The organism is Dongia rigui (genome assembly GCF_034044635.1).
GTDB lineage: Bacteria > Pseudomonadota > Alphaproteobacteria > Dongiales > Dongiaceae > Dongia > Dongia rigui.
The window spans coordinates 1,177,805-1,191,478 of the sequence record NZ_JAXCLX010000001.1; the positions used below are offsets into that span (position 1 = coordinate 1,177,805).

The following is a 13,674-nucleotide window of genomic DNA, read 5'->3' on the forward strand; positions in this document are numbered from 1 at the left end:
CTACGCCGACCATAACCATGGCGTTTCTTCTCACAACCTCTTGCTCATATGCACGATGATGCCGCCGCGGAAGTCTTCTTCGCGGTCGTGCGTATAGCCCAGCTTCTGATAGTGCGTCACGTTCGCGGCGAAGAGCTTGTTGGTATAGAGACGAATCGTGTCGAAGCCGGCGGCGCGCGTGAGCTCTTCGGCATGGGCGACGAGGATGCGCCCGTAGCCCTTGCCTTGCTGTGCTGGATCGACGGCAACGTTCTCGATCAGCCAGTGATCCGTCATCGGGATAAGTTCGACCAAGCCCGCGACAACGTCACCTTCGATCAGCAGATCGATGACATGGTCCCGGACCGCCAGGGCGTAATCCGCCGTCATCGGCTTAGGTGCGCGACCGATCACGGGGACCCATTTCTGATAGGCGCGATGAGTGATGGCCTCGACCAGGGCGGCATCATGCGGCCCGGCGCGGCGGAAATGATTGGTCATCACTGCCAGTGAATTTGCATGGTGCAGAGGTGGTAGATGCCAGCGCCCCAGGCTGCGAGGCCCAGGATCGCGACCGCCCAGCCAATATGGGTCCAGCGCCGGCGGTCGGGGTGGTCGCGGAACAGCCAACGGGGCACCCGCCCCATCGCCCAGGCATCAAGCCAGACGACCAGAAGCGCCAACGGCAGGAAGGCCGGCAGGAATGGATAATAGGGGTCCGTGATCAGCAGCGCCATCAGCCCAGCCACACCCATCAGCACCATGCCGCCCAGGCCGATTGCCGCTGCCAGCAACCATGCACCCATTTTCCGCACCGCACTGCCCCCTATTTTGCCGCCGAATCACCGCCGTCCATTCGCCAGCAGGCTCGACCGGAGACTGTCGGAGAAAATGGCCAGCGCCAAGGGCGGAGCCAGGTCGATTCACCGGTCGGATCCAGGACGTCCCGCGTTGTGAACATGGTCCTATTGACCCACCCTGCCGTCATCCTGGTGCGAAACCTGCGGCGGCTCTCTGGGTTGATGGTGCAGGTGCGATTCTAAGACGTTAACAAGCACCTTGCGCCGACACCATCCCCGCGTCGATTTTGTTATTATTCTTCAAATAGTTAGATATACCCAAATCACCTTGACAGCCCTTAACCCCTTGCCTATGTTGCGCGCGCTTCCGCCGATCCTCCGATTGGCGGCAGTAGCGGCTTGTTGCTCGGGGGATACCTTGAGGATCGGCAACGATGACCGAACAGCAGCCCGATAAGCTCGATCAGTTCAACGCGAAGCTCCAAGCAGCGCGCGACCGGATCGAGGGGTCGGGGACCCAGGAATTGGCCCGTGAGGGCACGTCCCTGGGGTATGGCTTCCGCCTCAGCGTCGAATTGCTGGCGGGCCTGCTGGTGGGTCTGGGGATGGGCTATGTCATCGATGGATGGCTGGGTACACGTCCCTGGTTGATGCTGGTTTTCATGATCCTGGGTCTCGGCGCGGGCGTCCTTAATGTGATGCGCGTGACGCGGCAGATGGAGCAGCTGGAAGCTTCCAAGAAGGATCAACGTTAAGCGTCGACCCTTCGGACCTGGTCTGGTGAGCGCATGCAATTCTGACTGCGCCCTGTCCTCGGTTCGCGGGCGGCATCAACCGGGGATGACATCGTGGCCGAAGCCCATTCACCGCTCGCCCAGTTCGAAATCAAGACGCTTGCGGATTTTCATCTGGGCGGCATCGACGCCTCGTTCACCAATGCCTCGCTGATCATGGTAGTGGTGGTGGGCCTCATCACCCTCTTCATCGTCGCCGGCATGCGCAATGCCACCATCGTCCCCGGCCGTTTCCAGGGCATGGTCGAGTTCTTCTATGAATTCATCGCCAATCTCCTGAAGGAAAACACCGGCAGCGCCGGGAAGCAGTTCTTCCCGCTGATCTTCTCGCTGTTCATGTTCATCCTGGGCGCCAACCTCATTGGCCTCTTTGGCGCCATCACCGTCACCAGCCACATCATCGTCACCTTTGCCCTGGCCTTCATGGTCATCACGGTAGTTACGGTCGTCGGCTTCGTGAAGCACGGCACGCATTACTTCAGCTATTTCGCCCCGGCCGGTGCGCCGATGTGGCTGATGCCGCTGATGATTCCGCTGGAAGTCATCTCTTATCTCATCCGCCCGATCAGCCTCTCGGTCCGACTGTTTGCCAACATGGTGGCCGGCCACGTGATGTTGGGCGTGCTCGGGACCTTTGTCGTGGGCCTCGGCGGTCTGTTCTTCGCGCTCGGCGCCATTCCTCTCGTCGCGATCCCGATGATCTTCGCGCTTGAGGTACTGGTCGCCCTGCTGCAGGCCTATGTGTTCGCCATCCTCACCTGCATCTATCTCAACGACGCCATTCACCTGGCGCATTGAGGCGGGTGGTCTGGAAGTAATCGTTTTTCGTCAACATCAAGCAACGTTAATCCCAAGAAAGGATCTCATCATGGAACTCGAAGCCGCGAAAATGATCGGCGCCGGTATCGCAGCGCTGGCCCTCGGTGGCGCCGGTGTCGGTCTCGGCAACCTGTTCGGCAGCTACATGCAGGGCGCGTTCCGCAACCCGGAAGCCCAGAGCAAGCTGAAGGTCAACCCGATGCTTGCCTTCGCGCTGATCGAAGCCACCGGCCTGTTCGGCTTCGTCATCGCCATGATCATCCTGTTCGGCTAAGCGCCGGACCGAACGATCTGACTAACGTTGCGATATTGCGGCCGGCCGGCTTCCCGAAATGGGATGCCGGCCAGTCCGTAAAACAAGTTTGAAGTTGGGAGGGGAGCAATGCCCCAATTCGATCCCGCCATTTTCTCGCCGCTCCTGGTCTGGCTGGTCGTGACCTTCGTGGCGCTCTATGTGCTGATGTCGAAATTCGCGCTGCCGAAGGTGGCGACGATCATCGATCAGCGTTCCGAGCGCATCGAGGGCAACCTTGCCAAGGCCGAGCAGTTGAAGTCCGACGCCGCTGCGGTGCTTGCTGCTTATGAGAAGGCGATCGCCGATGCGAAGGCCCAGGCCCAGGCTGAACTGGCCAAGGCCGCCGCTGAAATCGCCGCCGAGACGGCTCGCCGCGAGGCCGATTTTGCAAAGCGCCTTGGCGAACAGACCAGAGCGGCCGAAGGCCGCATCAAATCGGCCCAGGCCGACGCCATGGCCCAGGTCCGGGCAATCGCCAGCGACCTTGCCGCCGGCATCGCCACCAAGCTGACCGGCGCCAGCGTCGACCAGGCTTCGGCCGGTGCCGCTGTCGAAGCCGCGATCAAGGAGCGTTGAGCGATGGAACATGAAGTCGGTTTCTTCGCCAATCCGCATACCTGGGTCAATATTGGCGGCCTGATCTTCCTCGCCTTCGCCGGCCCGAAGATCTGGAAGGCCCTCACCCAGATGCTCGACCAGCGCGCGATCAAGATCAAAGCCGATCTCGATGAGGCGCAGAAGCTCAAAGATGAGGCTCAGGCGCTGCTCGGCGAGTATCAGCGCAAGCAGAAGGACGCCTTGAAAGAGGCGAGCGAGATCATCGAGACAGCCAAAACCACGGCCCAACATCAGGCCAAGGAAGCCGCGGCCGGTCTTGAGGCGGCTTTCGTTCGTCGCGAGAAGCTGGCGCTGGAGAAGATTGCCCAGGCGGAAGCCGCCGCAATCGCCGAAGTCCGCCGCGAAGCGGTTGATGTCGCCGGTGCCGCCGCCCGCAAGCTGATTGCCGCCAGCCTCAACGATGCCCGGGCCAGCGCCCTCATCGATGCGGCGATCAAGGACGTCAACCAGCGCCTGCATTGAGTGCCGGCGGGAAGTCATCGTCTTGGAAAGGCCCGGTCCCACAGGACCGGGCCTTTTTCATTTATTCCGGCCGGGCTGAACCTCACACGAAAAGATATTCTCTGAAAATTGTGGGTATTTTAGAAATATTCGGGTAAATTGCACTCTTAAGGATGGTTCTTGGGGGGCCTTCCTTAACTTCTTGCGGCGTAGACCTGGAGTTGATCGGGCATTGGGCCCGCTAAGCTTCAGTTGCTGGCTAGCATGGGCGCGCTGCCAGCGGCCCATGCGGGGTTGTGATGCTGATGACCTTGCCCCTGGATGAGTCCCTGCCGACCGAGCCGCAAGCCGGCCGCACTCCTGATTCATATTCCCGCGACGAGACCCAGCGGCTTGTCGAGGAAGTCATTGCGAACCGGCTGCGCGAAACCGGCATCAAGGACGAATTGCGCCGGGCGCTCTATCGGCGCGCGATCGATCGCGGGCTGCAGCGCTTCAACGGCGGCACCCGGCAGAATCCGTTCGGGACCAATCATGTTCAGCGCAATCGGCTTCGGACCCCGGTCCGGGTTGCCGTCTGCGGCTTTGCCGCCTTTGTCGTCGTTCTCTGGGCGCTGGGTCCCTCGACACTGGATGCCGTCGAGGCCGTGCTGGTCGCCGCCGGTGCCTCGGTGACGCTTGGCTTCATCAGCCTTGCCATCGCCGCCCTGTGCGATCGCATCGCCGGGCGGCATTCCGACCCCGCCGATCATCAGCCGATGCAGCCGCGCAAGGACCACAAGGCGCTGCGCCGCCTCTTTTAACAAGGCATCGTCAAAGCAAAGAAAAACCGCCCTGAATCAGGCGATTCAAGGCGGTTTCAGCCGGGAGCGCTGCCGGCCGGTCAGGCCAACAGCGCGCAATCCGTGGCTATCTTACTTCTTCGCGGTCTTGGCGATCGCGGCCTTCACTTCGTCGATCTGGGCGACGAAACGGCCCTGGATCAACTCGGCAACTTCCGAACCCGACTTCTGGACGAGGTCGGTGATCTCGCGAAGATTGGCAACGGCCTGCTCGAAACCGGCCTTGGTGATCTCGGCCTGCTTCACGAGCTTCTCTTCGGCGCTGGTCGGCGCGGCCAATTCCTTGGCGACCTTGCTGAACTCTTCGACGGCCTTGCGGGCGATCTCAGCCTGGCGCTGGGCCACGGCCTTGACGCCTTCGAAGGCGGCCTGGTTGGCGGCGGTCAGGACTTCGAAATTCTTCTTCTGCGCGGCAACGACACCGTCGATGTCGAACAGGTTCTTGCCGTTCGTGAAAGCCTTGCTGTAGTCACCAAACCAGTTGCCGAAATCGGCCTGGATCTTGGTGAAGTCGAACTTGGTGAAGTCCGGGAAAGCGGCAGTCGGGGTGCTCTCAAACGTGTTCTGGGCCTTGGCCATGGTGGCGTCTCCTCAGGTCAAACTTGTTTAGGGCAATTGGTTTTTGTGCACCGCACAATCTGACTGTCTATATGCGGGAGGGTAGGCGCGAAATCAAGCAGTTTTTTGCTGCACCGCAATAATATATATCAAATCTGTTTCATTTCAATGACTTGGCGAAGAACTTTTTGCCCATAAAAGCGGCAGCCGATCAACGGGGGCGAAGATCGGCTGCCGGGCCCGCTGGGAACGGGACACTTTCCCAGCAGGCCAAAGGATCGGTGAACAGAAATCAGTGGATCAGATCCGTTTCCGTCAGGTGCACGCCCACGACCTTGGCCAATGTGATGGCATCACCCGCACCGGTGGCACCATCGGCATCGAAGCGCAGCAGCGTGTTGCCGGCGCCGTCATCGACGAGGGAGACGAAGCCGTCTTCAAAAGCCTTATCCGGTTCGCGGTTGCCAATGGCGGCGAGCAGATCGTGGATATCGATCTTGTCGTGGCCGCGTTGGAAATCGGTGATGAGATCACCCCCCAAGAGCGGAATGTCGCCGGCATTGTTGGCACGATAGGCAAAGACATCGTCGCCGGCGCCGCCCGTCATTGTGTCGCTGCCGGTACCGCCCAGCAGCCGGTCGTTACCGGCACCGCCAATGAGGGTGTCGTTACCGGCGCCACCATCCAGGAGGTCATTGCCGGCGGCGCCATCCAGACGGTTGTCTGCGCCGTTGCCGCGGATCTCATTGTCCAGCGCGTTGCCTGTGCCGTTGACGCCGCCCTCGCCGCCGCCGGCGGTCAGGGCCACCGCCGCCGACAGGAACAGATTTTCGACGTTGGCGCCGAGGGTATAGTCGTGGAGATTCGAGATGACGGAATCGAGCCCGTTATTGGCCGTCTCGATGATCTTGTCGGCGGCATCGCCGATATCGAGGAAATAGAGATCGTCGCCGGCACCGCCGATCAACGTGTCGTTGCCGCCGCCACCGATCAGGAAATTGTCGCCGGCATTGCCAGTGATGACATTGGCAAGCTCGTTGCCGACGCCTTCGCTGTCGCCGGTGCCGAGCAAGGTGAGGTTTTCGACATTGACCGCATCGGCCAGCGAGAAGTCCCAATCGCTCTTGATGAGATCGATGCCGCCGCCCGCCAGTTCCGTGATGATGAGGCCGTCGGCGCCACCCGGATGCACGATATAGGTATCGTTGCCGAGGCCACCCACCAGCGTGTCATTGCCGGAACTGCTGTCGCTGCCGAGATCGCCGGCATCGAGGGTATCGTCACCGGCACCACCGATCAGGACGTCATCGCCACTACCGCCGCGCAGATAGTCGTTGCCGGCGCCGCCATCGATCGTGTCATCTTGCTGCGTGCCGGATATGTCATTGCCCAGGATGTTGCCGGTGGCGTGCTGGCCGGCTTTGGTTGATGTCAGGATCAGGTTTTCGACATTGTCGGCAAGGACATAGTTGTCGAGCGCAGTGCGTACCAGATCGATGCCGGCGCCGGCCGTTTCCTTCACCTGATCGCCCGCCTCCCAAACGAAGTAGGTGTCATTGCCGGCACCGCCTTCCAGCGTGTCGCCGCCACCACGTCCATCCAGGATGTCGTTGCCGGCCAGGCCTTGCAGCCGGTTGGCGATCTCATTGCCATCGATGCGGTTGTCGAGGGCATTGCCCGTGCCATTGACCGCCGTCGGCACGGCGGCAGCCAGTGACGCATTGGGTGAATCGAGCAACAGATCCTCGATATTGGCGCCGAGTGTCGTGTCGTGGAAATTTGAAATCAACCGGTCACGACCGCCGCCCACAGCCTCGACAATCTTGTCCAAGGCATCGTCGTCGCCATTGCGGCCAAGAATATAAGTGTCATTGCCGGCACCGCCGATCAGCGTGTCGACGCCGTTACCGCCCGACATGAAATTGTCGCCGGCATTGCCGGTGATGATGTTGTTGAGGCTGTTGCCGAACCCGCCGAGGTCGTCATCGCCCGTGAGTGTCAGATTCTCGATGTCCTGGTCGTCGCTCAATTCGTAGTCGATGGCGGCGATGATTGTGTCGACGCCCTCGCCCGCCTTCTCGACGATCTGGTCATCGCCGTCACCAAGGCCAATGAGATAGGCGTCATTGCCGATGCCGCCTTCCAGGATGTCGTCGCCATTCCCGCCCGACAACGTGTCATTGCCGGCGAGGCCGAACAAATGGTTGTCCTCGTCGCCCGAACTGCCGATGACGTTGTTGAGAGCGTTGCCGGTGCCGGTCAGCTTGTCGCCGCTTTCGGCACCCAGGAACAGATTTTCAAGATTGTTGCCGAGCACATAGTCGACGCGGCTGAACACGGTGTCGGTGCCGCCGCCTGCCGCTTCGACGATAGTGTCGAGATTGTCCTCGACGGTATAGAAATCATCGCCGGCCCCGCCACGCATCTCGTCGGCGCCCTGATTTCCCGACAATTGATCATTGCCGGCGCCACCGTCGAGAACGTCATTGCCAGAGCCGCCAGAGAGGTTGTCATCGCCCGCCATGCCCTGGAGGTTGTTATCGAGCGCATTGCCTTGGATGCGGTTTCCCAAAGCATTGCCGATGCCGGTGATACCGCCGCCGAAGGCGAGAACGAGATCTTCGACATTGGCGGCGAGCGTGTAGCTTTCGAGATAGGACTGAACGGTGTCGTGACCACCCGTGGTCGTCTCGACGATCTTGTCGCCAGCATCGCCGAGATCGATGATATAGGTGTCGTCGCCGGCGCCGCCGATCAGCGTATCGTTGCCGCCGCCGCCGGACAATGTGTTGTCGGCATCGTTGCCCGTGATGATGTTGGCAAGGCCATTGCCGGTACCGGTGGTGGCCTCGCCGGTCAGGGTCAAATTCTCGATTCCGGCGCCCAGGACGAAGCTCACCGAGGATTTCACCAGATCGACGCCGCCCGCGGGGAGGTCAGTGTCCTCGGTCGCTTGGTCGCCGACATTGTTGACGATATAGACGTCGTTGCCGGCGCCGCCATCCATCTTGTCGGCACCGTCGCCACCATCCAACTCGTCATTGCCGGTGCCACCAAACAGTTTGTCATCGCCGGTATCGCCTTGCAGCCTGTCATTGCCGCTGCCGCCAAAGAGAGTATCGTTGCCCGAGCCGGCGCGCAGGAAGTCATTGCCATCTGCGACCAGGAGGCCGTCCTTGTCGCCGCCATAGATCGTGTCGTTGCCACCGGCGCCGTCGATCAGATCGTCGCCGGCATTGCCCGCGAGCGTGTCGTTGCCGATGGCACCGCCGATCATGTTATTGAGGTTGTTGCCGGTGCCGACGAAATCGGCGCTGACATTCGACGTCAGGTTCTCGACATTCTGGCCGTTGACCGACATGTCGAAGGACGTAAGGTTACTGACGATGGTATCAGTCCCGCCATTTGCCAGTTCGATCACCTTGTCGCCGACATTGTCGACGATATAGCCATCGCTGCCGGCACCACCGGTCATCTCGTCAGCACCGGTGCCACCGTCCAGGAAATCGAAGCCGGCGCCACCGATCAGGACGTCACTGCCCGCATCGCCATGAAGGATGTCATTGCCGGCATCACCATCGATCCGATTGTTGCCGGAATTGCCCGCGACATCATTGTCGGCCGCGTTACCTTTGCCGTTGATGTTGTCCATACCGCCCAGTTGCAGCGTTTCGACGTTCTGCGCCAAGGTATAGTTCGCCAGGGTCGAAATGACCTTGTCCCGCTCGCCGAAGAGCCCCGCCCCTTCAACGATCTTGTCATTGGCATCGTCCACGCCAAGGATATAGGTGTCTTCGCCATTGCCGCCGATCAACGTGTCGTTGCCAGCGCCACCATTGAGCGTATTGGCACCGGTATTGCCGGTCAGGATATTGGCCACGGCGTTGCCCGTGACGTTGAAATTGCTGCTCCCTTCCAGAAGCGCGTTCTCGACCTCGCCGTAATTGCGCAGATCAAGGTTGACCTTGCTGGTCCGAACCAGGTCGATGCCTTGGCCGACGGCCTCAGTGACCGTATCGAGCGCGCTGTCGACATAGAAGGTGTCGTTGCCGAAGCCGCCAATCATTTGGTCGTCACCGGTTCCGCCGTCCAGAACATCGTTGCCATCGGCGCCCGAGATGAAGTCGCCACCAGCATCGCCGTGGATGACGTCATCACCTGCGCCGCCATCGAGCAAATCATTGCCCGCGTCGCCGGACAATTTGTCATTGCCACCGGCACCCGTCAGGATGTTGTTGTCGAAGTTGCCGGTAATGATGTTGTCGATGTCGTTGCCGAAACCGTTGGTATTGCCGACGCCGCTCAGGCTCAACACCTCGACGTTCTGACCGTTCTTCGACAAATCGAAGCTGACACTCTTGGCATCGATCAGATCGATGCCCTCATTCTTGTTCTCGACGACAATGTCATTGCTGTCGTCAATGACGTAATGATCATTGCCGCTGCCGCCCCGCAAGATGTCGCTGCCGGCGCCACCGGCCAGGACATCGTCACCGGCATCGCCCTGCAGCGTGTCGTTGCCGATCCCGCCTTCGATATCGTCGTTGCCGGTACCACCTATCAGGGTATCGTCACCGCTGCCGCCAAAGACCTGATCAGAGCCGTCGCCACCATTGACGATATCGTTGCCAAGGCCGCCGCTCAGCGCATCGTTACCGCCGAGGCCTGATATCTTGTTGTCACTGCTGTTTCCGGTGATGGCATTGTCGAGGGTATTGCCGACGCCTTCGATGTTGCCAGCATTGGTATTGAGGACGAGATTCTCGACGTTGGCGGCGAGCGTGTAGGTCGCGAGCGCGGAGTCGACGGTATCGATTCCGCCATTGGCAGCCTCCACGACCTTGTCCTTGCCGTCATTGATCGTGATGACATAGGTATCGTCTCCAAGGCCGCCCACCAGCACGTCGTCGCCGTTGCCACCGGTGAGCGTGTTGTTGGCGCTGTTGCCAGTGAGCGTGTTGTTGAACTCATTGCCCGTGCCGTCGATGTTGGACGTGCCGGTCAGAGTCAGTCCCTCGATCTCTTCGCCAAAGGCCAGAATATAGCTTACGCTGCTCTTGACGACGTCGACGCCTTCGCCCTTCGCTTCGATGGCCTTGTCATCGGCGCTATCGACGACGAAGACGTCATTGCCGAGGCCACCGATGAGTGTGTCGTTACCGGCGCCGCCATCCAGCGTGTCGTGGCCCTTGCCGCCCTGGAGCTTGTTGTCGCCACCACCGCCGAAGATCTCATTGTCGAGGTCATTGCCAATGACCGTCAAATTTCCGCCGCCATTGACGATGAGTCTTTCGGCATTGACGCCACGCACGGACATATCGAAACTCAGTGCGGAAATGATGGTATCGATGCCGCCACCGGCCTTCTCGACAATCTTATCGACCGAGTCAAATATCCAATAGGTATCGTTACCGGCGCCGCCATCGAGCGTATCAGTGCCTTCGCCGCCATTCAGCGAGTCATTTCCAATCCCACCAATCAGCGTGTCATTGCCGGTTTCGCCCCAAAGCACGTCGTCCCCAGCAGCACCGTCGAGCGTGTTGTCTTGCTCATTGCCGAAGATCTGATTGGCGGCAGCGTTGCCCGTACCAAATTTTGCGCCGGTCTTGAATGTGAGGGCGAGTTCCTCGACATTCGCCGCGAGTGTGTAGCTCGTCAGACTGGATCGTACAGTGTCGTATCCGCCGCCCACAGCCTCGACAACCTTGTCGCCGGCATCCTCCACAACATAAACATCACCGCCAAGACCGCCGATCAATGTGTCGTTGCCGCCGTCGCCGTCGAGCAAGTTGTCGCCGGAATTGCCGGTGATGACGTTGGCAAGATTGTTGCCAGTCGCATTGATCTGAGCGTTGGCGAACGGATCATTTTTAGCGACGTCGAGCAGCGTGATATTCTCGACATTGTCGAAATCGGAGATATCGACATCGCTGTCGGCGGATTGCACCGTATCGATCCCACCATTCAGCGCTTCGATGATCTCTACCGTGGTGCCGGCATGGACGATGTATAGGTCGTTCCCCGCGCCACCATCGAGTATTTCGTGATTGTGCTGACCGTCATCGGCACCGCCGTCGAGAGTATCGTTGCCGGCGTCACCGTGGAGTTCATCATCGCCACCATTGCCGAGCAAGGTATCGTTTCCATCACCACCTCTGAGGATGTTCTCGAACGTATTGCCGGTGAGCACATTGTCGATCTTGTTCCCGGTGCCATCCAGGGCGCTGCCGATCGAATTGTTGATTAAGATAAGGTTCTCGACATTCTCGCCATGAAGCGAGAGATCGAACGAGCTCGTCGCTCGTACCGTATCGATGCCTTGCCCGGCAAGCTCGACGATACGATCTTCGGCATTGCCGATCAGATAGGTGTCATTGCCGAGTCCACCGACAAGTTGGTCGTTGCCAACACCGCCATTGAGCGTATCGTCCCCCGCCCCCCCGATTATGGTGTCGTTGCCATCGCCGCCGAAGATCGTATCGTTGCCGGCGCCGCCATCCAACGTGTTGGCGAGGCCATTGCCGGTCATGTCATTGTCTAGCGCGTTGCCGGTGGCATTCACCCCTTCGGTCGCGTCCAACGCCAGATCTTCGATATTGGCGGCCATCGTATAGGCAGCAAGATGCGAGACGACCCGGTCGTGGCCGCCATCCGCGGCCTCGACGATCTTGTCGGCGGCATCACCCGCCTCGAGAATGTAGGTATCGTTGCCGGCACCGCCCGCCAGCGTGTCGTTGCCCCCGGCACCGGACAGCACATTGTCCCGGTCATTGCCGGTGATGATGTTGTCGAGCGCGTTGCCGGTACCCGCGATATCGCCGGACCCGCGCAAGGTCAGATTCTCGACATTCGCGGTGAGCATATAGTCGATCCGCGCCTCGACCGTGTCGGTACCGGCAGTCTTGTCTTCCGCGACGTCATCACCGGCATTATCGACGATATAGGTGTCGTTGCCGGCACCGCCAGTCAGCTTGTCAGCATCATCGCCGCCATCGAGATAATCCTCGCCATCGCCGCCATTGAGGCTGTCCTCGCCATGGCCGCCAAGCAGCACATCGCTGCCGGCGGCGCCGGAGATCACATCGTCGCTTTCGCTGCCGCGGATCGTGTCATTGTTGGGGGTACCTGCGATGATCGCCATGATGTCCGCCTCTGGCACCCGTACAGGGCCACAGCCCGCCCGAGCGCTCTCTTGGTTTCTGGGATAGCGTGCGACCGATGCCAGCACGCGAATGTCATGGTTCAACCTAATGCGGTACCCAGACAGAGCATCGGGAGTTCTCCCTATTTTTCAGGGCGCGGGCATCCGACTATGACGCGCATCACAGTGCCCGCGTCGCATACCGTCGAAAGCAGGTACAAAAAATGAAGGCCGGCGTTTGCGGCGCCGGCCTTTCAACTTTGTCTTTAATGCGGGAGATCAGACGGCGATGACTTCGCCGCTGTCCTTGCGGAAGAGGTGCATCTTGTCGGTATCGATTGGCACCAGGGCGGTATCGTCAGCCGCCGCCTTGGTATGGGCCGCCACTTGCGCTGTGAACGGTGCGCCGCCAGCCGTGCCGATGAGGAGCGTGTGCGGCCCCAGCGGCTCGACATCGCGCACCTTCAGTTCGATCATCGGCAGCGGCTTGCCTGCCGCCACCGTATGTTCGGGGCGAATGCCAACCACGACGCGGGCGCCGACATGGGCGCCGTAGATCGCCTGCCGCGCAGCGGGAATAGCGATCTCGACGCCACCCTCGGCACGGAAGCTCAAACCACCCTGACCGCCGATCAGTTCACCTTCGATGAAGTTCATGGATGGGGCACCGATGAAGGCCGCCACGAAGAGGTTGCGCGGCTTTTCATAAAGCGTGATGGGGTCCGCCGCCTGTTCAATGCGGCCGCCATTCATGACGACGACCCGGTCGGCCATGGTCATGGCTTCGACCTGGTCATGGGTCACGTAGACGACGGTCGTCTGCAGGCGACGATGCAACGATTTGATCTCGGTGCGCATTTCGATGCGCAGCTTGGCGTCGAGATTGGAGAGCGGCTCGTCGAACAGAAACACATCCGGGTTGCGCACGATGGCGCGGCCGATGGCCACGCGCTGGCGCTGACCGCCGGAGAGCTGTTTGGGGCGCCGCGCAAGATAGGGATCGAGGTTGAGGATGCGGGCGGCATTCTTGACGGCAGTATCAATGTCGCCAGCCGAGGTGCCGCGCACTTTCATGCCATAGCCGATATTCTCGGCGACCGTCATATGCGGATAGAGCGCGTAGTTCTGAAACACCATCGAGCAATTTCTGAGGCCGGGGCGCAGATTGGTGACGTCGCGGTCGCGGATGCGAACGACGCCGCTGCTCGCCGTTTCCAATCCCGCAATCATGCGCAAGGTCGTGGTCTTGCCGCAGCCCGAGGGTCCGACCAGCACAACGAATTCGCGCGAGGCGATTTCGAGATCCAGCGGCGGAATGACAGTGACGTCGCCAAAGGATTTGGTGATGCGTTCGAGGCTTACGCGGGCCATGGGCAAATTCTTCTTT

11 protein-coding genes are annotated in these 13,674 nt (G+C 60.4%); 6 read left to right on the forward strand and 5 right to left on the reverse strand.

Annotated elements, in window-relative coordinates; genetic code table 11:
• Positions 1-30: 30 nt before the first annotated feature.
• Together SMD31_RS05290 and SMD31_RS05295 are read right to left on the reverse strand one after the other, a co-directional pair.
• Complete coding sequence (locus SMD31_RS05290; protein WP_320499753.1) at positions 31-480, reverse strand: GNAT family N-acetyltransferase; 450 nt, start codon at positions 478-480, stop codon at positions 31-33.
• Positions 480-785 (reverse strand): hypothetical protein, encoded by a 306-nt coding sequence (locus tag SMD31_RS05295; RefSeq protein WP_320499754.1) that lies wholly within the window; start codon positions 783-785, stop codon positions 480-482. Before SMD31_RS05295 ends, SMD31_RS05290 begins: the two co-directional genes overlap by 1 nt.
• Positions 786-1,213: 428 nt before the next feature.
• On the opposite strand from SMD31_RS05295, the gene SMD31_RS05300 reads away from it, so the two are divergent.
• From SMD31_RS05300 to SMD31_RS05325, 6 genes are all read left to right on the forward strand, one after another.
• Complete coding sequence (locus SMD31_RS05300) at positions 1,214-1,534, forward strand: AtpZ/AtpI family protein (RefSeq protein WP_320499755.1); 321 nt, start codon at positions 1,214-1,216, stop codon at positions 1,532-1,534.
• Positions 1,535-1,627: 93 nt separating this feature from the next.
• Positions 1,628-2,371, forward strand: a complete 744-nt coding sequence (locus SMD31_RS05305) for a F0F1 ATP synthase subunit A (protein ID WP_320499756.1) — start codon at positions 1,628-1,630, stop codon at positions 2,369-2,371.
• Positions 2,372-2,441: 70 nt separating this feature from the next.
• On the forward strand, positions 2,442-2,666 hold the full coding sequence (locus SMD31_RS05310; protein ID WP_320499757.1) for a F0F1 ATP synthase subunit C: 225 nt from the start codon (positions 2,442-2,444) through the stop codon (positions 2,664-2,666).
• Positions 2,667-2,774: 108 nt separating this feature from the next.
• Positions 2,775-3,263 (forward strand): F0F1 ATP synthase subunit B family protein, encoded by a 489-nt coding sequence (locus SMD31_RS05315; protein WP_320499758.1) that lies wholly within the window; start codon positions 2,775-2,777, stop codon positions 3,261-3,263.
• 3 nt (positions 3,264-3,266) lie between these two features.
• Positions 3,267-3,767 carry a F0F1 ATP synthase subunit B family protein gene (locus tag SMD31_RS05320; protein WP_320499759.1) on the forward strand — a complete coding sequence of 167 codons (501 nt, stop codon included), beginning with the start codon at positions 3,267-3,269 and terminating at the stop codon, positions 3,765-3,767.
• A 284-nt stretch (positions 3,768-4,051) separates the two neighbouring features.
• Positions 4,052-4,549 carry a hypothetical protein gene (locus SMD31_RS05325; RefSeq protein WP_320499760.1) on the forward strand — a complete coding sequence of 166 codons (498 nt, stop codon included), beginning with the start codon at positions 4,052-4,054 and terminating at the stop codon, positions 4,547-4,549.
• A gap of 111 nt (positions 4,550-4,660) precedes the next feature.
• Here the strand turns inward: SMD31_RS05325 and SMD31_RS05330 are convergent, their stop codons facing one another.
• The 3 genes from SMD31_RS05330 to SMD31_RS05340 form a co-directional block, all read right to left on the reverse strand.
• On the reverse strand, positions 4,661-5,167 hold the full coding sequence (locus SMD31_RS05330; protein ID WP_320499761.1) for a phasin family protein: 507 nt from the start codon (positions 5,165-5,167) through the stop codon (positions 4,661-4,663).
• Positions 5,168-5,438: 271 nt separating this feature from the next.
• A complete protein-coding gene (locus SMD31_RS05335; RefSeq protein WP_320499762.1) occupies positions 5,439-12,287 on the reverse strand; it encodes a hypothetical protein in 6,849 nt (2,282 codons plus the stop codon).
• A gap of 279 nt (positions 12,288-12,566) precedes the next feature.
• The gene (locus SMD31_RS05340) at positions 12,567-13,658 is read right to left on the reverse strand and encodes an ABC transporter ATP-binding protein (protein ID WP_320499763.1); all 1,092 of its coding nucleotides are present in this window, start codon (positions 13,656-13,658) and stop codon (positions 12,567-12,569) included.
• Positions 13,659-13,674 lie beyond the last annotated feature (16 nt).